Source organism: Streptomyces radiopugnans, from assembly GCF_900110735.1.
GTDB classification, from domain to species: Bacteria; Actinomycetota; Actinomycetes; order Streptomycetales; family Streptomycetaceae; genus Streptomyces; species Streptomyces radiopugnans.
The window spans coordinates 817,354-838,395 of sequence record NZ_FOET01000001.1 but is presented as its reverse complement, the minus strand read 5'-3'; the positions used below and the strand labels follow the sequence as shown (position 1 = coordinate 838,395).

Below are 21,042 nucleotides of genomic sequence, written 5' to 3'. Positions count from 1 at the left end.
CCCGGCCGCCGGTCCGCGGCGCGGGGACCGGCGGGTTATCGCTCCCGCGCCGCGGGACGGTCCGCGGCCAGGTCGCGGACCGCGGCGGCGAAGGCCTCCCCGCGCGCGTGGTAGTCGGTGAACATGTCCATCGAGGCGCAGGCCGGAGCCAGCAGGACGGTGTCCCCGGGGCGGGCCAGCCGGGCGGCCTCGCCGACCGCCGCCGCCATCGCCCCAGTGTCGGTCCGGTCGAGGTCGACGACCGGGACATCCGGGGCGTGTCGCGCCAGCGCTTCACGGATCAGCCAGCGGTCCGCGCCGATCAGGACCGCCGCGCGCAGCCGCTTGGCGGCCCCGGCGACCAGCTCGTCGAAGACGGCCCCCTTGGCCAGTCCTCCGGCGATCCACACCACCGGGTCGTAGGCCTTCAGGGAAGCCTCGGCGGCATGGGTGTTGGTGGCCTTGGAGTCGTCGACGTAGGCCACCTCGCCCACGTCGGCGACGTGCTCGATGCGGTGCGGGTCGGGCCGGAAGGCGCGCAGGCCGTCGCGCACCGCTCCCGGCTCCACGCCGAAGGCGCGGGCCAGGGCCGCGGCGGCCAGGGCGTTGGCGATGTTGTGCGGGGCGGGCGGGTCGACGTCCGCCACCTCGGCAAGCTCCTGCGCCTGCCTCCGCCTGTCGGGGACGAAGGCCCGGTCCACCAGTACGCCGTCCACGACGCCGAGTTGGGACGGTGCGGGGGTGCCGAGGGTGAAGCCGATCGCCCGGCAGCCCTCCACCACGTCGGCGCGGCGCACCAGTTCCTCGGTGAGGGGGTCGGCCGTGTTGTAGACACAGGCGACCTGGTTGCCCTCGTAGATCCGGCCCTTGTCGGCGGCGTACGCCTCCATCGAACCGTGCCAGTCGAGGTGGTCGGGCGCCAGGTTGAGCACCGCGGCCGAGTGGGGGCGCACCGAGGAGGACCAGTGGAGCTGGTAGCTGGACAGCTCCACCGCGAGCACGTCGTACGGTTCGCCGCCCAGGACCGCGTCCAGCAGCGAGACGCCGATGTTGCCGACCGCCGCGGTGCGCAGCCCGGCGGCCTCCAGGACGGAGGCGAGCATCCGCACGGTGGTGGTCTTGCCGTTGGTGCCGGTGACGGCCAGCCAGGGTGCGGCGCCGGGGCCGCGCAGCCGCCAGGCCAGCTCGACATCGCCCCACACCGGCACCCCGGCGGCCGCGGCCGCCGCGAACAGCGGCTTGTCCGGCCGCCAGCCGGGCGTGGTGACGACCAGTTCGGTGCCCTCGGGCAGGGTGGCCCCGTCGCCGAGGCGCACCGCGGCCCCCAGCTCCTCCAGTTCGGCGGCCTGCCGCCGGGCGCGCTCGTCGTCGCCGTCGTTGACGACCGTCACCCGGGCACCCAGGGACCGCAGCACGCGCGCGGCGGGGATCCCGGAGACGCCGAGGCCGGCGACGGTGACGCGCTTCCCGGCGAACTCCTCGCCGACGGGGCCGCGCGTCATTTCCCGGCCGCCCAACCGGCGTAGAACAGGCCGATTCCGACGATCACGCACATGCCCTGGATGATCCAGAAGCGGACCACGACCAGCACCTCGCTCCAGCCCTTGAGCTCGAAGTGGTGCTGGAGCGGCGCCATTCTGAAGACCCGCTTGCCCGTCAGCCGGAACGAGCCGACCTGGATGACGACGGACATGGTGATGAGGACGAACAGGCCGCCGAGCAGGGCGAGCAGCAGCTCGGTGCGGGAGACGATGGCCAGGCCGGCCAGCGCGCCGCCCAGGGCCAGCGAGCCGGTGTCACCCATGAAGATCTTGGCGGGCGAGGTGTTCCACCACAGGAAGCCGAAGCAGGCCCCCATCAGGGCCGAGGCGACGACCGCGAGGTCCAGCGGATCGCGCACCTCGAAGCAGCTCGGACTGCCGGTGAGGGCGCAGGAGTCCTGGTACTGCCACACCCCGATGAAGGTGTAGGCGCCGAAGACCATCACCGAGGCGCCGGTGGCCAGGCCGTCGAGGCCGTCGGTGAGGTTCACGCCGTTGGACATCGCCAGGATCATGAACAGCGCCCAGATCACGAAGAGCACCGGGCCGATCGACCAGCCGAAGTCCTGGGTGAAGGAGAGCTTGGTGGAGGCCGGGGTCTGACCGCGGGAGTCGGCGAAGTTGAGAGACAGGACCGCGAAGGCGATGCCGACGATGAGCTGGCCGAGCATCTTGGCCTTGGCCCGCAGGCCCAGGCTGCGCTGCTTGACGATCTTGATGTAGTCGTCGAGGAAGCCGACCAGGCCCATGCCCGCCATCAGGAAGAGCACCAGCACGCCGGAGAACGACGGCTGCTCGCCGGTGATGACCTTGGTGAGCGCGTAGGCGATCAGCGTCGCCAGGATGAAGGCGATGCCGCCCATGGTGGGGGTGCCGCGCTTGCTGTGGTGGTCCCGCGGGCCGTCGTCGCGGATGTACTGCCCGTAGCCCTTGCGGGCCAGCAGTTTGATCAGCAGCGGAGTGCCGATCAGGGTCAGGAAGAGCCCGATGACCCCGGAGAAGAGGATCTGCCTCATCATCGGCCGGCGACCTCGCCCTCGACCAGCGCGAGCGCCACCTTCTCCAGGCCGGCCGACCTGGAGGCCTTCACCAGCACGACATCCCCCGGCCGCAGATCGTCGCGCAACAGGTCGATTGCCGCCTGCGCGTCGGACACGTGCACCGACTCCTCACCCCACGAACCCTCGTTCTTGGCGCCCATGTCGATCCAGCGGGCCTCCCGGCCGCCGACCGCCACGAGCTTGCTGACGTTGAGCCGGACGGCCATCCGTCCGACCGCGTCGTGCTCGGCGAGCGACTCCTCGCCGAGCTCGGCCATCTCGCCGAGCACCGCCCACGTGCGACGCCCCTTGCCCATGGCGGCGAGCGCGCGGAGAGCGGCCCGCACGGACTCGGGGTTCGCGTTGTAGGCGTCGTTGACGACGGTCACGCCGTCCGAGCGCTCGGTGACCTCCATCCGCCAGCGGGAGAGCGTGCCGGCCTCGGAGAGCGCGGTGGCGATCCCTTCGGCGGGCATGCCCAACTCGTGGGCTACGGCGGCCGCGGCGAGCGCGTTCGACACGTGGTGCTCACCGTACAGGCGCATGGTCACATCGCTGCACCCGGTGGGGGTGTGGAGGGTGAAGGCGGGCTGCCCCTTCGGGGTGAGACGGACATTCTCGGCACGGATGTCCGCCTCCTCGGCCTCGCCGAAGAAGAGGACGCGTGCCTCGGTGCGGGCGCGCATGTCGCGCACCAGGGGGTCGTCGGCGTTGAGGACGGCGACGCCGCCCTCGTCCGCCGGGGGGAGGGACTCCACCAGCTCGCCCTTGGCCAGGGCGATCTGCTCCCGGCCGCCGAACTCGCCGATGTGCGCGGACCCGACGTTGAGGACCACGCCGATGCGCGGCGGGGTCAGCTCGGTCAGGTAGCGGATGTGGCCGATGCCGCGGGCGCCCATCTCCAGCACGAGGTGGCGGGTGCCCTCCTCGGCGCTCAGCGCGGTCAGCGGCAGACCGATCTCGTTGTTGAGCGAGCCGGGGGTGAAGACGGTCGGGCCCAGCCGCCGCAGGAGCTGGGCGATCAGGTCCTTGGTGCTGGTCTTGCCGGCGGAGCCGGTGAGGGCGACGACGGTGGTGCCCAGCCGCCGCACCACATGGCGGGCCAGGGCTCCCAGGGCGGCCTCCACGTCGTCGACGACGATCGCGGGCACGCCGACGGGCCGGGCGGCCAGCACGGCCGTCGCGCCGTCGGCGACGGCGCGGGCGGCGAAGTCGTGGCCGTCCACCCGGGCCCCGGCGAAGGCGACGAAGAGCGCGCCGGGGCGCACCTCCCGGGAGTCCTTGACCACGGGGCCGGTGACGGTCGACTCCGGGTCCGGTATGTCGTGGACCCGGCCGGAGACGACGTCGGCGATCTCTGCGAGGGTCAGCGGGATCACGACGCGCTCTCCCCGGTGTCCCCGTCGCCCGCGGCGCCCGCGGCGTGCCGTCCCGCGTCCCGCCGGGCGGCCATGGCGCGCTCGACGGCCTCGCGCAGCACCTCGCGGTCGTCGAAGGGGCGGACCACCCCGGCGATGTCCTGGCCCAGCTCGTGGCCCTTGCCGGCCACCAGCACCGTGTCCCCGGGCTCGGCCCGGGCGACGGCCGCCGCGATGGCGGCGGCCCGGTCCTCCTCCACCAGCACGGTGCCGCGCTCGTGGATCGGGACCTCGGCCGCGCCCGCGAGCATGGAGGCGAGAATGGCCAGCGGGTCCTCCGAGCGCGGGTTGTCGGAGGTCAGGACGGCGGTGTCGGCCAGCCGGGCCAGCGCGGCGCCCATGGCGGGGCGCTTGTGCGGGTCGCGGTCGCCGCCGCAGCCGAGCACCGCGTGCACCCGGCCCTCGGTGACCTTGCGCAGGGCGCGCAGCACGGAGTCGACGGCGTCGGGCTTGTGCGCGTAGTCCACGACCGCCAGGTACGGCTGGCCGGCGTCCACGCGCTCCAGGCGGCCCGGTACGCCGGGCACGGCGGCGACGCCCTCGGCCGCGGTCTTCAGATCGATCCCGGCGGTGACCAGGGCGGTGATGGCCGCGAGTGCGTTGGCGACGTTGAACGGGCCGGGCAGGGGGGCGGCGGCGCGCACCGTCTCGCCGTCCGGGCCGATGACGGTGAAGGTGGAGCCGAGCGGGCCGATCTCCACGTCGCTCGCGCGCCAGTCGGCGTCCGGGTGGCCCTCGGCGGAGAAGGTGGTGACGGGGACCTCGCTGACCCCGGCGGCCAGCCGCTGCCCGTACTCGTCGTCGATGTTGACCACTCCGGTGCGGGAGCGGGCCTTCGTGAACAGCTGCGCCTTGGCCCGGAAGTAGTCCTCCATGTCCGGGTGGAAGTCCAGGTGCTCGGGGCTGAGGTTGTTGAAGACCGCGACGTCGAAGACGCAGCCGTCCACCCGGCCCAGCACCAGCGCGTGGCTGGAGACCTCCATGGCCACGGAGCGCACCCCGCGCTCGCGCATCACCGCGAACAGCGCCTGGAGCTCGGTGGCCTCGGGGGTGGTGCGCTCGGACTTGATCCGCTCGTCGCCGATGCGGGACTCGACCGTGCCGATCAGCCCGGTCTGCTCCCCCTCCTTCGCCGCGGCCCGCAGCCCGCCCTCGACGAGGTAGGCGGTGGTGGTCTTGCCGGAGGTGCCGGTGATGCCGATCTGCAGCAGGTCCCGGCCCGGGTCGCCGTAGATGGCGGCGGCCAGGTCGCCCGTCACCTCGCGCGGCTCGGTCACCGTCAGCACCGGCAGACCGGTGGCGGCGGCCCGCTCGGTGCCCGTGGGGTCGGTGAGCACCGCGACGGCGCCCAGACGGGCCGCCTGGACGGCGAAGTCCGCGCCGTGGAAGCGGGCCCCCGGACGTGCGATGTAGACGTCGCCGGGACGTACGGCGCGCGAGTCGTGGGTGATGCCGGTGACGGCCGCGTCGCCCTCGGGGGCCGCGACCCCCAGCCGCCGGGCCAGCTCCGCCAGCGGCACGGGACGGACCCGCTCCGGGCGGGGCGGGGCCGGGGGCAGGGATGGGGTCTGATCAGCGTGTGGCACGGCGGTGAGCGTACCCGCCGTGCCGGGCCCGCCGCGAAGCGAGGGGCCGGGTGTGCCGGGCGCGCCGCCGGTGGCGCCGGGGCTGTTGCGGGGGAGGTCGTCGATGGTTCTCACGGTCGCTTTCCGGTCGGTTCCCGGGTCAGTCCCCGGGGTCGAAGGTGACGGGCAGACGCGGGGGCTCGGCGCCGGTCGGGGGGATCCGCAGGGCCTTGAGCGCGTACTTCATGACCTGCTGGTACACCGGGCCGCACACCTCGCTGCCGAAGTAGCTGCCCTTCTTGGGGTTCTGCACGGCGCAGTAGACGGTGACGCGGGGCTCGTCGGCGGGGGCGAACCCGGCGAAGGAGGAGGTGTAGCCGTTGTAGCGGCCCGTCTCGGGGTCCACCCGGTTGGCCGTACCGGTCTTGCCCGCCACCCGGTAGCCGGGGATCCGCGCGGTGGTGCCGGTGCCCTCCATGTCCGCCACCACCGACTCCAGCATGGCGGCGAGCGTCGTGGCGGTCTTCTCGCCGACGACGCGGGTGCGCTGCGGCTCCGGCGCGGGCTTCCACTCCCCGTCGGGCCCGGTGGTGCCGCGCACCAGGGACGGTTCGACGCGCACGCCCCCGTTGGCGATGGTGGAGTAGACCGAGGCCGCCTGGACGGCGTTGATCGACAGGCCCTGGCCGAAGGGGATGGTGTACTGCTGCGAGGCGTTCCAGTCCCCGGGGTCGGCGAGGATGCCGGGGGTCTCGCCGGGGAAGTCCAGCCCGCTCCTCTGCCCGAGGCCGAACTTGCGCAGGTAGGAGTGGAGCACCCGGTTGGCCTCCGTCTGGGTGTCGCCGAGCTGCTCGACGGCCAGGATGGTGCCGATGTTGCTGGACTTGGCGAGCACCCCGTTGAGGGTGAGGTGCCAGGTGGGGTGGTCGATGTCGTCGGCGAAGCTGCGGTCCGCGCGCGGCAGCCGGTTGGGCACCACGACATGGGTGCCCGGAGTGGCCACGCCTTCCTCCAGGACCGCGGCCATGGACATCACCTTGCTGGTGGAGCCCGGCTCGTAGGCGTCCTCCACGGCGCCGTTGCGCAGTGCGGAGGCGCTCGCCGTGGACAGGTCGCCGGGGTCGTAACCGGGCGCGTTGGCCATGGCGAGGATCTCGCCGGTGCGGACGTCCTGGACGATCACGTAGCCGCTGTCGGCGTCGGACTTCTCGACCCGCTCCTCGATGGCGCTCTGCGCGGCCCACTGGATGTCGCGGTCGAGGGTCAGCTCCACGTCGGAACCGGGGCGCGCGGGCTGTTCGTGCTCGCCCGCGGTGGGCACCTGGCGGCCGCCGGACTGGGCGTAGGTGATCTTGCCGTCCTTCCCGGCCAGCACCTTGTCGAACTTCGCCTCCAGGCCGCCGCTGCCCTTGCCCTCGGAGTTGACGAAGCCGAGCACGGCGGCCGCGAGGTCCCCTCCCGGGTAGACCCGTTTGGCGTGCTCCTCGGAGTACACCCCGGCCAGCACGTGGTGGCCCCCGCCGGCGCGCTGCCGGCCGGCCAGCACGCGCTTGAGGTCGGTGATCTGCCTCCAGACCTGCGGGGACTGCTGCCGGGCCAGGAGGACGTAGCGGGTCTCCTTGCGGGAGAGCCGCTCGGTGAGCGTCTCCTCGTCCACCCCGAGGATGGGGGCGAGCAGTTCGGCCGCCTGGGCGGGCGCGTCGGGGACCTTCGTCTGGTCGGGGGTGAACAGATAGGGGTCGGCCGTGATGTCGTACGCGTCGACCGTGGTGGCCAGGGCGACGCCGTCGCGGTCGGTGACGGTGCCGCGCTCGGCGGCGAGCGGGACGGTGATGTAGCGGTTGACGTCGGCCTTGGCGGCGTAGGTGCTCGCGTCCACGGCCTGCACCTGGAGCAGGCGCACGGTGAAGGCCAGCATCACCAGGGTCAGCAGGACGCCGAACAGCCTCAGCCGGGGCCGGGGGTTGCCCAGCCGTACGGTGCCCGGCCCCGGGCGGGGCGCGCGGGCGGCGGGCCGGGGGGCACGGGCGGAACGGGACGCGGCGGAACGCGGGGCGGGCTGCGTACGGCGGGGCCGCTGGGGGCGCTGGGGGCGCTCGCTCACGGGGCCTCCTCCCCCCCGGGCGCGGCGGGGGCCGGTTCGGGCACGCCCCGGACGGTGCCGTCCGGGAGGATGAACGCGGGGTTCCCGCCGGGCACCATGCCCAGCTCACCGGCCCGTTCGGCCAGCGCGTCCGGAGCGGAGAAGGAGTCCAGCTCCTGCTGGAGCGCCTGCTCCTCGTCCGCCAGTTCCCCGGCCCGCTTCTCCAGCTCCCGAAGTTCGAAGGATCCCTGGTTGACGGCCGCGTTGAGCAGCAGCAGGGCCAGCAGCCCGGAACCGAGCAGCAGGACCACCAGCAGCACGAAGGGGGCGCGGGCCGGTGCGGAGGGGGCGCCTGCGGGAACCAGCCGCGCCAATCTGGCCAGCCGCTGCTGGGGCGTCGGTGAGGCCGGTTTCCCGGCGGTCCCGGGTGCGGCCTTCGGTGCGTCCTTCAGGGCTCCTCCCGGATGCGCTCGGCGCCGCGCAGCCGGGCGGGGGCGGCACGGCGGTTCTCGGCGACCTCTTCCTCGGTGGGCAGTTCCGCCCCCCGGGTCAGCAGCCTCAGCCGGGGCTGGTAGCGCTCGGGGACCACCGGCAGCCCCGGCGGCGCGGTGCTGGTGGCGCCCGCGGCCAGGACCTGCTTGACCAGGCGGTCCTCCAGCGAGTGGTAGGACAGGACCGCGATCCGGCCGCCCACCTCCAGCGCGGCGACGGCGGCCGGCAACGCCCGCTCCAGCACGGCCAGTTCGCCGTTGACCTCGATGCGCAGCGCCTGGAAGGTGCGCTTGGCGGGGTTGCCTCCGGTCCGCTTGGCGGCCTGCGGCAGCGCCTCGCGGATCAGCTCGACCAGCCGGGCGCTGCCGGTGAAGGGCTCCTTCTCGCGCTCGCGCACGATCGCGGAGACGATCCGCCTGGCCTGCTTCTCCTCGCCGTAGGCGCGCAGGATGCGCACCAGTTCACCGGGCGGGTAGGTGTTGAGGACCTCCGCGGCGCTGACCCCCCTGCTCTGGTCCATGCGCATGTCCAGCGGCGCGTCCCTGGAGTACGCGAAGCCGCGCTCGGCCTCGTCGAGCTGCATGGAGGACACGCCGAGGTCGAACAGGACTCCCCGGACGCGCGGCACGCCGAGCCGCTCCAGCACCTCGGGCAGTTCGTCGTAGACGGCGTGCACCAGGGTGGCGCGGTCGCCGAAGCGGGCCAGGCGCTCGCCGGCCAGTTCCAGCGCGGCCGGGTCGCGGTCCAGGCCGATCAGCCGGACGTCCGGGAACTCCGACAGCATCGCCTCACTGTGGCCGCCCAGCCCGAGGGTGCAGTCCACGACGGTGGCGCCGGGCTCGCCCAGGGCGGGGGCGAGCAGGTCCAGGCAGCGCCGGAGCATGACCGGGACGTGCCGCTCGTTGGTGCTCACTGGACTCTCCTTGAGCGGGCCCGTACGGCCTGGTCCCCGCCCGCTCGCGAAGGGGAAGAGCGGCGGTCGGCACCGGGGAAGGGGCACCGGCCGGCCGGGAGCGGGAGGAGGCCGGGCCGCACGCGGCCGTACGCGCGCCCGCGCACATGGGGATCTCGGGATTCGGCAGAGGGAGCCCGGCGCTCGCCCGGCTCCCGCTTCGCGTCACTTTAGTCCACTCGTCCCCCCGGTCAACCAACTGGTCAGGCGCGTCACGGCCGCTTGCCCGCGCGGGTTCGCCCCGGAACCCCGCGGCCGGTTCCACCCGCGCGGAGGACCGCGCGTCACCGGTGTGGGTTACCTCACACGCCATGCGCGTTGACCGGCTTTGCCCCGCCCCGCGCCGAGCCGGGCGGAGACGGGACGGTTACGGTCGTAGGCATGTCATCGTCTTCATCCGAGGGGCCGGTCATCGACCGCCTCGTCGCAGCCAACCAGCGTTACGCAGCCGAGTTCACCGACCCGGGGATGGACGCCCGGCCGGTGCTGAAGGTCGCCGTCGTCGCCTGTATGGACGCCCGGCTGGACCTCCACGCCGCCCTCGGCCTCGAACTCGGCGACTGCCACACCATCCGCAACGCCGGCGGCGTGGTCACCGACGACGTCATCCGCTCGCTGACCATCAGCCAGCGCGCCCTGGGCACGCGCTCCGTCGTGCTGATCCACCACACCGGGTGCGGCCTGCTGAACCTGACCGAGGACTTCCGGCACGAGCTGGAGATGGAGGTCGGCCAGCGGCCGTCGTGGGCCGTCGAGTCCTTCAAGGACGCCGACCAGGACGTGCGGCAGTCGATGGAGCGGGTACGTACCTCACCGTTCCTGCTGCACACCGACGACGTACGCGGCTTCGTCTTCGACGTCACCACCGGTCTGCTCCGGGAGATCGATCCGGCGAACGGCCCGGAATCGTGACGCGTGAGGCTGTGTAAGTGAAGAATGCCTGAGTGACGGCCCTCCCTCGCGGGTACCTGCTGCGGGGGAGGCGCCGGTTGTTCGGGGATGGCCGGCCCGCCGCGGGGCGGACCGGCCCGTGAGCGGGCCGAGGAGGGCCGGGTGACGACCTATGACGAACGAGCTGATCTCAGCGATCTGACCGCCACGGCGGACCGGGTGCGCCGGTCGGTGGAGAGCGTGATCGAGGGCAAGCCGGAGGTCGTACGGCTCTCGCTGACCGTGCTGCTGGCCGAGGGGCACCTGCTGATCGAGGACGTGCCGGGCGTGGGGAAGACCATGCTCGCCAAGGCGCTGGCCAGATCCGTGGACTGCTCGGTGCGCAGAATCCAGTTCACCCCCGATCTGCTGCCCTCCGACATCACGGGGGTGAGCGTCTACGACCAGCAGCACCAGGAGTTCGAGTTCAAGCCGGGCGCCATCTTCGCCCAGGTCGTGATCGGCGACGAGATCAACCGCGCATCCCCCAAGACCCAGTCGGCCCTGCTGGAGTCGATGGAGGAGCGGCAGGTCACCGTCGACGGGCGCAGCTACGAACTGCCCGACCCGTTCATGGTGGTGGCCACCCAGAACCCGGTCGAGATGGAGGGCACCTACCCGCTGCCCGAGGCGCAGCGCGACCGCTTCATGGTGCGGGTGTCGATCGGCTACCCCAGCCCCGAGGCCGAACTGCGGATGCTCGACGTGCACGGCGGGCCCTCGCCGCTGGACGACCTCCAGCCGGTCGCCCACGCCCACGAGATCGCCAAGCTGGTGGAGGCGGTGCGCGGCGTACACGTCTCCGAGCCGGTCCGCCGGTACGCCGTCGACCTGGTCGCCGGCACCCGCAGCCATCCCGAGCTGCGCCTGGGCGCCTCGCCCCGGGCCACCCTGCACCTGCTGCGGGCGTCGAAGGCGGCGGCGGCCCTGGCCGGCCGGAACTTCGTGCTGCCCGACGACGTGCAGGCGCTGGCCGTGCCCGTGCTGGCGCACCGGCTGCTGCCCACCGCCCAGGTCCAGCTCGGCGGGCGCACCTCCGAGCAGATCGTCCTCGACATCGTGCGGCGCGTTCCCGTGCCCGCGTCCAACTACCGGGAGGCGACCTCGCAGCCCCCGCTGTACGGCCGGCCCTCCCACCGGGGGCTGTGATGGACGGCCCCGGCACAGCCGTCCGGGACACCGGCGGCGCGGACGGGAGCGTTCGGACGGAGGAGCGCCGGGGTTCGCTGCGCGCCGCCCTCGCCGGGCTCACCACCCGGGGGCGCTCGTTCCTGGCCGCGGGGGCGGCCGCGATGGTGTGCGCCTACGTGCTGGGCCAGGGCGACCTGCTGCGGGTGGGGGTGCTGCTGGCCGCGCTGCCCCTGGTCTGCGTGGTCGTGCTGCACCGCACCCGCCACCGCGTGGCGGCCTCCCGGCGGCTGTCCCCCGTCCGCGTGCCCGCCCGGGAGGAGGCCCGCGTGCACCTGCGGCTGGACAACGTCTCGCGGCTGCCGACCTCCCTGCTGATGCTCCAGGACCAGGTCCCCTACGTCCTGGGCCCGCGCCCGCGCTTCGTCCTGGAGCGGGTGGAGCCGGGCGGCCGGCGCGAGGTCTCCTACCGGGTCCGCTCCGACCTGCGGGGGCGCTATCCGATAGGCCCGCTGCAACTGCGGCTGACGGACCCGTTCGGCATGGTGGAGCTGACCCGGTCCTTCAGCTCCCACGACACCCTCACCGTCGTGCCGCGGACCGAGGAGCTGCCCCCCGTACGGCTGGCCGGGGAGGCGGCCGGCCTGGGCGAGGGACGGCACCGCTCCCCGGCCATGGCCGGCGACGACGACGTGATCCCGCGCGGCTACCGCCACGGTGACGACCTGCGCCGGGTGCACTGGCGCTCCACCGCGCGCCACGGGGAGCTGATGGTGCGCCGCGAGGAGCAGCCGCAGCGGCCGCGCTGCACCGTGCTGCTGGACACCCGCCGGGCGGCCTGGGCCGGCTCCGGTCCGGAGTCGGCGTTCGAGTGGGCGGTCTCGGGGGCCGCCTCGGTCGCCTTGCACCTGCTGGAGCGCGGCTACGCGGTACGGCTGCTGACCGACGCCGGCGCGCCGGTGCCCGGGCCGGACGGCGGCGGTACGGACACCGCCGCCGCCGACACCGCCGGGCTGATCCTGGACACCCTCGCGGTGGTGGAGCACTCCGGCGAGCCGGGCCTGGCGCGGGCGTACGAGGCGCTGCGCGGCGGCAGCGGCGGCAGCGGCGGTGGCGGGCAGGAGGGGCTGCTGGTGGCCTTCCTCGGCTCGCTGGACGACGAGCAGACGGTGCTGGCCGGCCGGATGCGGCAGCGCGCGGGGGGCGCGGTGGCCCTCCTGCCCCGCGGGTTCCGCGAGCCGGCCGCGCAGGAGGAGAGGGAACGGCCGCTGCGCGAGGCGGGCTGGACGGTGCTGCCGTACGCGCCCGGGGAGGCGCTGCCCGATCTGTGGCGGCAGGCGGACCGGTCCGCGGGCGGGGTGCCCGGGCGGACGGCGAGGAGTGGACGGTGATGAGCGGACAGGCCCGGCTGGCGTTCTGCGCCTGGGCGGCCACCCTGGCGGCGGCGTGCGCGCTGCTGCCGCTGGTCGCCCCGGCGGGCTGGCTGTTCCAGGCCGCCCTGCTGCTGGGCGTCCAGAGCGCGGTGGGCGCGGTGGTGCGGCGGATGACACCGGCCGGACCGCCGGCGGTGGCGGCGCAGGCGGTGGTGTCGCTGCTGCTGCTGACCTTCGTCTTCGTCCGCGGCCACGCCGTGCTCGGTGTGCTGCCGGGCCCGGACGCCGTCGAGGCCTTCGGCGCGCTGCTGGCACAGGGCACCGCGGACGTCGGCCGGTTCTCCATCCCGGCACCCGTCACCGACGGCATCCGGCTGCTGCTGGTCGGCGGTGTGGTCGTCATCGGCCTGCTGGTGGACGTGCTGGCGGTGACGTACCGTGCCGCGGCCCCCGCCGGGCTGCCGCTGCTGGCTCTGTACTCGGTCGCGGCCGGACTGTCCCCGGAAGGGGGCAGCCGGCTGTGGTTCCTGTGCGCGGCGGGCGGCTACCTGCTGCTGCTCCTGGCGGAGGGCCGGGACCGGCTGTCGCGGTGGGGCCGGGTGTTCGGCGGCGGGCCCGGTACCGCGCGGTCCGGCGGTGCGGCCCCGCCGCCGGTGCGCAACGGACGGCGGATCGGCGCGGTGGCGCTGGGCATCGCCCTGGTGGTGCCCGCGGTGCTGCCGTCACTGGGCGGCGGGCTGCTGGACGCCGCGCGCCAGGGGCGGGGCACGGGGGGCGGCGGCGGCACGGTCTCGGCGGTCAATCCGCTGGTCGCGCTCCAGGACAGCCTGAACCAGCCGGACAACCGCACGGTGCTGACGTACACCACCGACGCCGAGAGCACCTCGGACATGTATCTGCGGATCGTGGCGCTGGACCGGTTCGACGGCACGTCCTGGCGGCCGTCGGAGCGCCGGATCACCGATCTGCCGCGTCCGCTCCCGCCGGTGCCCGGGCTGTCGCCGTCCGTCGGCACCGAGCGCGTCACCACCTCCTTCCGGGCCGCCGGCTGGTACGCCCAGAACTGGCTGCCCATGCCGTATCCGGCCGCCGAGGTGCGCATCGACGGCCGGTGGCGCTTCGAGCCGGAGGGCCGCACGCTCGTCGGCGACCGCGGGCAGACCACCCGGGGCGTGCGGTACGAGGTGGACAGCCTGCTGGTGCGGCCGACCGCACGGCAGCTGTCGGACGCCCCGGCGCCCTCACCGCAGATCATCGAGGAGTACACCGGCGTACCGGAGTCGCTGCCGTCCGTGGTGGCCGAGACGGCGCGGAACGTCACCGAGGGGGCCTCCAGCGACTACGAGCGGGCCGTGAGGCTCCAGGACTGGTTCTCCTCCCAGGGCGGCTTCCGATACGACACCCAGGTGAAGGCCGGCAGCGGCAGCGCGGCCATCGCCCGCTTCCTGGAGGACCGGGAGGGCTTCTGCGTCCACTTCGCCTTCTCCATGGCCGCCATGGCCCGCACCCTGGACATCCCGGCGCGGGTCGCGGTGGGCTTCACGGCCGGGGCCTCCGACGGCGGCGGCGGGATGGCGGTGGGCCTGCAGGACGCGCACGCCTGGCCCGAGCTGTACTTCGAGGGCGTGGGCTGGACCCGCTTCGAGCCCACCCCGAGCCGGGGCAGCGTGCCGGAGTACACCCGGCCCGACCTGCCCTCCCCCGAGCAGCCGGACGTCCCCGAGCCACGGCCGGACGACAGCGCGCAGCCGCTTCCGGAGCCTTCGGATTCCGAGGAGTGCGTTCCGGGGCAGGGCACGGAGGACTGCGGCGCGGCGGCCGTCCCGCAGGACGACGGGGCCGCCGGCGGCTTCCCGGTGGGCAGGGCGCTGCTGGTGGCGGCGCCGGTGCTGCTCGCCGCGGGGATCCTGGCGCTGCCGGCCCTGTGGCGCGGCAGGGCCCGGTCCCGGCGGCTGGCGGGCGGCGGCGACCCCGGCGCCCTCGCGTTCGCCGCATGGCGGGAGACGACCGACTCCGCCTGGGACCTGGGCATCTCCCCCCAGGAGTCCGCCACGCCGCGGACGGCCGCTGCGCGCGTCGTACGGCTGGGAAGGCTGGAGGGCGAGGCCGCCGAGGCCGTGCACCGGTTGGCCACGGCGGTCGAGGAGGCGCTCTACGCACCCCGGCCGCGGCCGGCGCAGGGGCTGGCCGAGGACGTGCGGCGGGTGCGGGCCGGGCTGCGGGCGGCCGCCGGGCGCGGCGCGCGGCTGCGGGCCCTGCTGCTGCCGCGGTCGGCCGTACGCGCGGTGTGGGCCGTCTCGGAGCGCTGGTCGGCGGTGGCCGGGCGGTGGAGCGGCGCGGTACGGCGGGTGCGCGCGCGGATCAGGCCGTCGGGGCAGCGGGCCTGAGGGCCGGGGGAACGGGAGCCAGGGGGCCGGGGGGAACGGCGCCCTCCGGCCCGGCGGGCCGGGCCGGGGAAGATGGCCGAGGGAGACGCGACAGCGGACGGCTGGGGACCCGGAAATCCTCCGGGTCCCCAGCCGTCCGCTGTCGTCGGTCCTGACTCGCCGGCCGCACGAGGACGGTGCGACGGCGTCATCGGGTCGCGGTGGCCGTACGCGCCGCCCACCGGCGGCGGTCGGCCGTGGCGGTGCGCGAGCGGACCGTTACTGCTGTTCGTCCCGGCGGCGCTGCCAGCGGTCCTCGATGCGGTTCATCATCGAGCGGCGCGGCCTGCCCTGCCTTCGCGAGTGCGGACGGCCCCCTCCGTCGTGGCCCTGGCCGGCGGGGGGCTGCTCACCGGGCTTGGGCGCCTTGCGCCAGCCCGTCACCGCGAGGACGGCGCAGCCGAGCATCACCAGGAAGCCCAGCACACTGACGATGACCAGCTTCGCGACCATCCCGGCCATGAGGAGCGCGACGCCCACCAGAAAGCCCGCGACCGCCTGGTAGACCCGTCGCCGGGTGTACGTGCGCAGCTCGCTTCCCTCGAGCGCTGTCGCGAACTTGGGGTCTTCGGCGTACAGCGCTCGCTCCATCTGCTCGAGCATCCGCTGCTCGTGCTCAGAGAGCGGCACGGAGTCCTCCTACTCGTCGGTCGCGGGGGCGACCGGATGCGACCCTTCAAGGATAGGCAGGGATTCGCCCCCGTGAAACCCGCCCCTCTACGCCAGTTCTGCCACCGGGACCGGGAGCCGGGCGGCGGTGTCGGGCTTCTCATTCCCCCGCCGCCGCACCGTCATGCCGATCGGTGTGCTTCGATCATACGGCGGGTAGCCGCCGTTCGGGTCGCCTGTGGCCTACCGCACCTCGTCGGCGAACGGCGCGGAGCCCTCCCGGGTACGCGCGAGTACGTGGAGGTGCGCCGCGACGGACTGGAAGGCGGGCAGCTCCGCCACCGCCTCCTCCAGCCGGGCCAGGGCCTCGGTGGCGCCGGGCTCGGCGTCCACCAGCGCACCGGGCACCAGGTCAGCGAAGACCCGCACGCCGTGGACCGCGCCGACCTCCAGCCCGTTGGCGGCGACCAGGGACGCGAGCCGCTCGGGGGTGAAGCGCCGGGGCACCGGGTCCCCGCCGCCCCACCGGCCGTCGGGGTCGGTCAGCGCCCGGCGGGCCTCGGTGAAGTGCCCCGCCAGGGCGCGGGAGAGCACCGCGCCGCCCAGCCCGGCGGTGAGCACGCTCAGGGTGCCGCCCCCGGGGCGCAGCGCGGCCGCGACGTTGCGCAGCCCCTCCGCCGGGTCGTCGACGTACTCCAGGACCCCGTGGCAGAGCACCACGTCGTAGCCGCCGCGCTCGGCCACGTCGAACAGCCCGTGCGCGTCGCCCTGGACACCCCGCACCCGGCCGGCCACGCCCTCCTCGGTCGCGCGGCGCTCCAGGGCGAACAGCGCGTCGGGGCTGGGATCCACCACGGTGACCCGGTGGCCGAGCCGGGCGACGGGCACGGCGAAGTTGCCGGTGCCGCCGCCGGTGTCCAGGACGTCGAGCGTCTCCCGGCCCGCGGCCTTGGCCCGGTCGTCGAGTGCTTCCCGCAGGACCTCCCAGACCACGGCGGTGCGGAAGTGTGCGTGGGGGCGGGACATGGCGGACGCTCCTAGGCGGCTCGGACGTGGCTGGCCCAAGCCTATTGCGTCGCCGCGGCGGCACGGCCGGCCGGGCGGCCGGGAGACGCCCCGCGCCCCGGCCTCAGCCCGCTCGCAGCCGCGGGCCCTCACCCCCCGGGCGGCCGCGCTCCCCCGGCTCCTCGGTGGCCCTGGGGAGCGGCAGCACGGGCTGCCGCACCAGCATCTGCTCGACGATGCGCAGGAACATCCCCGCGTCGCGTATCAGGTCGTCACTGTCGCGCCGGCAGGCCGCGCCGGCGATGCCGGCCTCGGCACGGGCGCGCTTGGCCGCCCCGGCGGCGAACAGCCTGCACCACTCGTCCAGCTCGGGCGCCACCTCGGGCAGCACCTCCCAGGCGCTGCGTATGCGCCGTCTGGCGCGTGCGGTGGACTCGGGGCGGCCGCGCACCGCGAGCACCGCGGCGGCGGTGCGCAGGGCGGCGAGGTGTGCGGTGGCGTACCGGTCGTTGGGGTGCTCCAGCTCCGCCGCCTCCTCGAGGCCGCGCCGCGCCTGGGCGAGCAGGTCGAGTGCGGCGGGCGGGGCCGACGCCCTGCGCAGCACGGGGTGGACATCCTCCGGGGGCCCGTTCATCTGCGAACCTCCTGTCATCGTCATGACCGTCACGGCTGTGCTGTTCGCGTGCTCTCCGCCGTGCTGTCCGCACGCGCGGATCGCGACCGGCGATCGCGATGGGAACATCGTTGCGCATGCCACTGACAATCGGCCCCGACCTGGGCAAACGCCCCCTGTCCGGGCTCGTCCGGCGTACGGGGACAGTGTCCGGCGAGCCGCGCGGACCGGTGGCGGACCGGCTGCTCCCCGGGGCCCGGTCCGGTCCCCGCCTCCGCCCGCGCCGCTCCTCCCCCTCCGCCCGCGCCTCCCCTCCCGCCCCTCTGCCCGGTTTCTGTGAAAATTCGGCCCATGGACAGCGGCACGCGATGGAACGCCACCCGGCAGAGGCTCTACGACGCGGCCGTGTCGCTCATGGCCGAGCAGGGCTTCTCCGCCACCACGGTGGAGGAGATCGCCGAGCGCGCCGGAGTCGCCAAGGGCACGGTCTACTACAACTTCAGCAGCAAGACCGGACTGCTGGAGGCCCTGCTGCGGCACGGCGTCGGGCTGCTGTCCGCCTCGCTGGAGCAGGCCGCCGCCGACGCGGCCGGACGCGGTGGCGGGCGCCCGGAGGTCCTGGACGCGATGATCCGGGCCGGTCTGGTCTTCGCCGACCGCTGCCCGGCCTTCGCCCAGCTCTACGTCGCCGAGCTGTGGCGCACCAGCCGACCCTGGCACGCCACCCTGACGGCCGTGCGGCGGCAGGTCGTGGCCGTGGTGGAGGAGGCGCTGCGCGGCGGGGCGGGCCCCGGCGGCCCCGAGTGGCCCGGCGGGCCGGGATCCGGCTGGCCGGACGAGGACGCGGACGTGTCCCTGACGGCCTCGGCCGTGGTCGGGACGCTGCTGACGACGGCGCTGGACTGGAAGGCGTTCCAGCCGGAGCGGCCGCTGGAGGAGGTGCACGGCGCGCTGTCGCGGCTGCTGCGGGGCCGGATCGGCGGGAGCGGGCGGTCCGGCTGATCGGCCGTACCGCCCGCTCCCGTCCCCCGTGTCCCCCGAGCGTTCCCCCTACAGACGGCCGCCGCGCCGTTCCGCCGCCCCGTGCCGGCGGTGCGACGCCGCGTTTCCCGTCGTCTCCGACTCTGCCGTCCACGCCTGGTGAAGCCCATCCGTACGGCTACTCAGAACCGGACTCAGGTACTTCTACTCATCTACTGCGTACGGCCCTTCGAAGGTGTTACCGCGCCCCGGTTAGAGTGCCTGGTCATGGCACGGACTGTGGTGATCGGCGCCGGTATGGGCGCCATGGCCGCCGCCGCCCGGCTGGCCGTGGCGGGCCACCGGGTGACGGTGTACGAGCGGGCGGGGACCCACGGCGGCGCGGTGCGCCGCCTGGAGCGGGACGGATTCGGTTTCGACACCGGTCCCGGACTGCTGTACCTGCCCGCCGTCTGGCGGGACCTCTTCGTCAAGACCGGCCGCGAGCCGCTGGAGGAGTGCGTCGCGCTGACCGAGGTGGACCCGGCCGTCCGCCACGTCTTCGCCGACGGCACGTCCGTCCGCCTGCCCGGCGGGTCCCGGGCGGGTACGGTCGACGCCCTGGACGCGGCCATCGGCGCGGGGGCGGGAGAGCGGTGGAGCGAGCTGCTGGGCAGGGGCCGCCGGACGTGGGAGGCCACCCGGCGCCCGCTGCTGGAGGAGCCGCTGACAGCCGCCGGCGACCGCGCGCCGCTCGGCCGCGATCCGTATCCGGCGCCGCGGCGCGGGCTGCTGCGCCGCCGCGCCCCCTTCCTGTCCGAGATCGCCCGCTCCGAGCTGCGCGACCCGCGGCTGGTGGCACTGCTGGAGAGCCATGCGCTCGCCCACGGCCTCGACCCGCGCCGCACCCCGGCGAGCGCCGCCGTCCTGCCGTATCTGGAGCAGACCTTCGGCACCTGGTACGTCGGCGGCGGGATGCGCGCGCTGGCGGACGCGGTGTACGAGCGCTGCCTGGCGCGCGGGGTGGAGTTCCGGTTCGGCACGGCGGTGTCCGGGATCACCGTGGAGGGCGGCCGGGCCACCGGGGTGGAGCTGGCCGACGGCAGGCGGGCGGAGGCCGACGCCGTGGTCTGCGGAATCGATCCCCGGCCGATGTACGGCGGCCGGGCCAGCGCGGCGGACGGCGGCCCCGGCTACGCGACGGGACGGCTCACCGTGCTGCTCGCGCTGCGCGGCGCCCGGCCCGAGGGCACCGTCCACCGCACGGTGGTGCACACCGGGGGGCCGGGCGGCACGACGCGCGTCGTCACCGTGCTGCGGCCCGGCGATCCGGCACTGGTTCCCGACGCGGAGCACGAGTCGGCGGTGCTGTCGGTGACCGTGCCGCCGCACCGCGCGGGGGCGGCCGGACCGCCGGCCGGCCGGACCGGCGCCGGGGGCGAGGACGGCGGGGCCGTGGACTGGACGGCGCCGGGCGCGGCCGAGCGGGCCGCGGACGAGGCACTGGCCGCCGCGGACGCCGCCGGGCTCGGCCTGGGCGGGCGGGTGCTGTGGCGCGAGGTGCGCACCCCCGCCGACACCGAGCGGGAGACCGGGGCCCCCGGTGGCGCGGTGCCCGCCCCCGCTCTGGCGGGGGCGGACGGAGCCTTTCTGCGTGCGGCCAACTCGACGGGTACGGCCGGGCTGTACCGGGTGGGCGGTTCGGCCCACCCCGGTGGCGGGCTGGCGCACGCCGGGATGTCGGGGGCGCTGGCCGCCGGGCTGATCGTCGAGGGCGACGACTGGCGCGGCTCCCGGTGACCGGGCCGGGCGAGGCCGGAGCGGGGTGCCGCCGGGGCGGGACGGGCGGCCGCGCGGCTCAGTAGCGGGGCTGCTCGCCGTAGGGGTGGGCGGCTCCCGGGGCCGGGTCGTGGCCGCCCTCGCCGTATCCGTACCCTCCGTACCCGCCGTCCTCGCCGTACTGGCCGGGCTGCGGCTCGGAACCGCGCTGCTGCGGCACCCAGACCCCGCCGGGCGGGGTCTGGCCGGCGTACGGGTCGGCGGGGTGGCCGGTGCCGTATCCGCCGCCGTAGGAGTCGTAGGAGGAGTCGAAGGCGTAACCCTGGGAGCCCTGGGCGGCCTGGTCGCTCTGCGTGTCGTAGGCGGGCCGGCCGGAGGCGTCGGCGTACGGGTCGGAGTAGGCGGCGTACTGCTGCTGCTCGCCGCCCGCGCCGTAGCCGTAGTCGTACGACCCGGCGTACTGGCCGCCCTGGTCGTAGCCGGGGTGGCCCGTGTAGTCACCGGTCGTGTACGGGGCCTCGTACTGCTCCTGACCCCCGTACTGCTCCTGCCCGCCGTACCGCTCCTGCTCCCCGTACTGCTCCTGCCCGCCGTACCGCTCCTGCTCCCCGTACTGCTCCTGCCCGCCGTACTGCTCCTGCCCGCCGTACCGCTCCTGCTCCTCGTACCGCTCCCCCGGCTGCCCGGAGGAGGCGTCCCGCTCGTAGACGCCGTAGCCGCCGGTGTCGTCGGGCAGCGGCTCCGGGCTGTACGCGGGGGGCTTCGGCTCGTGGACCTCCAGTCCGGAGACCTCCAGGTGCGGGTCGGCGTCCTGGGGCGGCATGGGCCGCACCTCGCGGCGGCGCCTGCTGGTGCCGGGCATGCCGCCCAGCGCCCAGCCCGCGGTGAAGCCGCGCCGGTAGGAGAGGGTGACGAAGGTCTGGCCGACGGCGAAGGCCGCTCCGCCGAGCGAGATGACCGTCAGCGACACCGGCACCGAGGAGATCGCCACCACCCCCAGCACCACCAGCGAGAAGCCGCCGAAGGCCAGCAGCCGCCAGCGCAGCCTCGCCTTGTACTGCAGCAGCACCTCGGCCAGCAGCCAGACCGCGACGATGCCGAACGCGATGTAGAGGAGCGTCCACCCCATGTGCGTCCTCCCACCCCGTC

General features: G+C 75.0%; 17 protein-coding genes. 6 read left to right on the top strand and 11 right to left on the bottom strand.

The window, feature by feature from the left end:
- Positions 1 to 35: 35 nt before the first annotated feature.
- From murD to rsmH, 7 genes are all read right to left on the bottom strand, one after another.
- Positions 36 to 1,481, bottom strand: a complete 1,446-nt coding sequence (gene murD, locus BMY40_RS03660; RefSeq protein WP_093655211.1) for a UDP-N-acetylmuramoyl-L-alanine--D-glutamate ligase — start codon at positions 1,479 to 1,481, stop codon at positions 36 to 38.
- The gene (mraY, locus tag BMY40_RS03655) at positions 1,478 to 2,536 is read right to left on the bottom strand and encodes a phospho-N-acetylmuramoyl-pentapeptide-transferase (protein WP_093655209.1); all 1,059 of its coding nucleotides are present in this window, start codon (positions 2,534 to 2,536) and stop codon (positions 1,478 to 1,480) included. Before mraY ends, murD begins: the two co-directional genes overlap by 4 nt.
- Positions 2,536 to 3,939: a UDP-N-acetylmuramoyl-tripeptide--D-alanyl-D-alanine ligase gene (locus BMY40_RS03650; RefSeq protein ID WP_093655207.1), complete on the bottom strand. Its 1,404-nt coding sequence runs from the start codon at positions 3,937 to 3,939 to the stop codon at positions 2,536 to 2,538. Before BMY40_RS03650 ends, mraY begins: the two co-directional genes overlap by 1 nt.
- Positions 3,936 to 5,669: a UDP-N-acetylmuramoyl-L-alanyl-D-glutamate--2,6-diaminopimelate ligase gene (locus tag BMY40_RS03645; protein ID WP_093655782.1), complete on the bottom strand. Its 1,734-nt coding sequence runs from the start codon at positions 5,667 to 5,669 to the stop codon at positions 3,936 to 3,938. Before BMY40_RS03645 ends, BMY40_RS03650 begins: the two co-directional genes overlap by 4 nt.
- Positions 5,670 to 5,703: 34 nt before the next feature.
- A complete protein-coding gene (locus BMY40_RS03640; protein ID WP_093655205.1) occupies positions 5,704 to 7,647 on the bottom strand; it encodes a peptidoglycan D,D-transpeptidase FtsI family protein in 1,944 nt (647 codons plus the stop codon).
- A complete protein-coding gene (gene ftsL / locus BMY40_RS03635; protein ID WP_245769813.1) occupies positions 7,644 to 8,000 on the bottom strand; it encodes a cell division protein FtsL in 357 nt (118 codons plus the stop codon). Before ftsL ends, BMY40_RS03640 begins: the two co-directional genes overlap by 4 nt.
- 74 nt (positions 8,001 to 8,074) lie before the next feature.
- Entirely contained in the window at positions 8,075 to 9,031 is a 957-nt protein-coding gene (gene rsmH, locus BMY40_RS03630) for a 16S rRNA (cytosine(1402)-N(4))-methyltransferase RsmH (RefSeq protein ID WP_093655201.1), read from the bottom strand.
- Between the two features lie 420 nt (positions 9,032 to 9,451).
- Here rsmH and BMY40_RS03625 point away from each other — a divergent pair, with 420 nt between their 5' ends.
- From BMY40_RS03625 to BMY40_RS03610, 4 genes are all read left to right on the top strand, one after another.
- Entirely contained in the window at positions 9,452 to 9,982 is a 531-nt protein-coding gene (locus BMY40_RS03625; protein WP_093655199.1) for a beta-class carbonic anhydrase, read from the top strand.
- 141 nt (positions 9,983 to 10,123) lie between these two features.
- Positions 10,124 to 11,149: an AAA family ATPase gene (locus tag BMY40_RS03620; RefSeq protein WP_093655780.1), complete on the top strand. Its 1,026-nt coding sequence runs from the start codon at positions 10,124 to 10,126 to the stop codon at positions 11,147 to 11,149.
- Positions 11,149 to 12,519 (top strand): DUF58 domain-containing protein, encoded by a 1,371-nt coding sequence (locus BMY40_RS03615; RefSeq protein WP_093655197.1) that lies wholly within the window; start codon positions 11,149 to 11,151, stop codon positions 12,517 to 12,519. The genes BMY40_RS03620 and BMY40_RS03615 overlap by 1 nt, the downstream gene beginning before the upstream one ends.
- Entirely contained in the window at positions 12,519 to 14,888 is a 2,370-nt protein-coding gene (locus BMY40_RS03610) for a transglutaminaseTgpA domain-containing protein (protein WP_093655778.1), read from the top strand. The genes BMY40_RS03615 and BMY40_RS03610 overlap by 1 nt, the downstream gene beginning before the upstream one ends.
- 258 nt (positions 14,889 to 15,146) lie before the next feature.
- On the opposite strand, the gene BMY40_RS03605 is transcribed toward BMY40_RS03610, so the two are convergent.
- The 3 genes from BMY40_RS03605 to BMY40_RS03595 all read right to left on the bottom strand — a co-directional run bounded on the left by BMY40_RS03605 (position 15,147) and on the right by BMY40_RS03595 (position 17,175).
- Positions 15,147 to 15,557, bottom strand: a complete 411-nt coding sequence (locus tag BMY40_RS03605; protein ID WP_093655195.1) for a DUF3040 domain-containing protein — start codon at positions 15,555 to 15,557, stop codon at positions 15,147 to 15,149.
- A 222-nt stretch (positions 15,558 to 15,779) separates the two neighbouring features.
- Complete coding sequence (locus BMY40_RS03600; protein ID WP_093655193.1) at positions 15,780 to 16,562, bottom strand: methyltransferase; 783 nt, start codon at positions 16,560 to 16,562, stop codon at positions 15,780 to 15,782.
- Positions 16,563 to 16,665: 103 nt separating this feature from the next.
- Positions 16,666 to 17,175, bottom strand: coding sequence for an SAV_6107 family HEPN domain-containing protein (locus BMY40_RS03595; RefSeq protein WP_245769812.1), 510 nt, complete (start codon positions 17,173 to 17,175; stop codon positions 16,666 to 16,668).
- 330 nt (positions 17,176 to 17,505) lie between these two features.
- On the opposite strand from BMY40_RS03595, the gene BMY40_RS03590 reads away from it, so the two are divergent.
- Together BMY40_RS03590 and BMY40_RS03585 are read left to right on the top strand one after the other, a co-directional pair.
- Positions 17,506 to 18,156, top strand: coding sequence for a TetR/AcrR family transcriptional regulator (locus tag BMY40_RS03590; RefSeq protein WP_093655191.1), 651 nt, complete (start codon positions 17,506 to 17,508; stop codon positions 18,154 to 18,156).
- A 246-nt stretch (positions 18,157 to 18,402) separates the two neighbouring features.
- The gene (locus tag BMY40_RS03585; RefSeq protein WP_093655189.1) at positions 18,403 to 19,914 is read left to right on the top strand and encodes a phytoene desaturase family protein; all 1,512 of its coding nucleotides are present in this window, start codon (positions 18,403 to 18,405) and stop codon (positions 19,912 to 19,914) included.
- 58 nt (positions 19,915 to 19,972) lie between these two features.
- Here the strand turns inward: BMY40_RS03585 and BMY40_RS03580 are convergent, their stop codons facing one another.
- Positions 19,973 to 21,022, bottom strand: a complete 1,050-nt coding sequence (locus BMY40_RS03580; RefSeq protein WP_245769811.1) for a hypothetical protein — start codon at positions 21,020 to 21,022, stop codon at positions 19,973 to 19,975.
- Positions 21,023 to 21,042 lie beyond the last annotated feature (20 nt).

What these genes read in the sequence shown, in the direction of transcription:
- murD (WP_093655211.1), bottom strand. Translation starts at nt 1,481, where the DNA reads ATGACGCGCGGCCCCGTCGGCGAGGAGTTCGCCGGGAAGCGCGTCACC.
- mraY (WP_093655209.1), bottom strand. Translation starts at nt 2,536, where the DNA reads ATGAGGCAGATCCTCTTCTCCGGGGTCATCGGGCTCTTCCTGACCCTG.
- BMY40_RS03625 (WP_093655199.1), top strand. Translation starts at nt 9,452, where the DNA reads ATGTCATCGTCTTCATCCGAGGGGCCGGTCATCGACCGCCTCGTCGCA.
- BMY40_RS03615 (WP_093655197.1), top strand. Translation starts at nt 11,149, where the DNA reads ATGGACGGCCCCGGCACAGCCGTCCGGGACACCGGCGGCGCGGACGGG.
- BMY40_RS03610 (WP_093655778.1), top strand. Translation starts at nt 12,519, where the DNA reads ATGAGCGGACAGGCCCGGCTGGCGTTCTGCGCCTGGGCGGCCACCCTG.
- BMY40_RS03600 (WP_093655193.1), bottom strand. Translation starts at nt 16,562, where the DNA reads ATGTCCCGCCCCCACGCACACTTCCGCACCGCCGTGGTCTGGGAGGTC.
- BMY40_RS03595 (WP_245769812.1), bottom strand. Translation starts at nt 17,175, where the DNA reads ATGAACGGGCCCCCGGAGGATGTCCACCCCGTGCTGCGCAGGGCGTCG.
- BMY40_RS03590 (WP_093655191.1), top strand. Translation starts at nt 17,506, where the DNA reads ATGGACAGCGGCACGCGATGGAACGCCACCCGGCAGAGGCTCTACGAC.
- BMY40_RS03585 (WP_093655189.1), top strand. Translation starts at nt 18,403, where the DNA reads ATGGCACGGACTGTGGTGATCGGCGCCGGTATGGGCGCCATGGCCGCC.
- BMY40_RS03580 (WP_245769811.1), bottom strand. Translation starts at nt 21,022, where the DNA reads ATGGGGTGGACGCTCCTCTACATCGCGTTCGGCATCGTCGCGGTCTGG.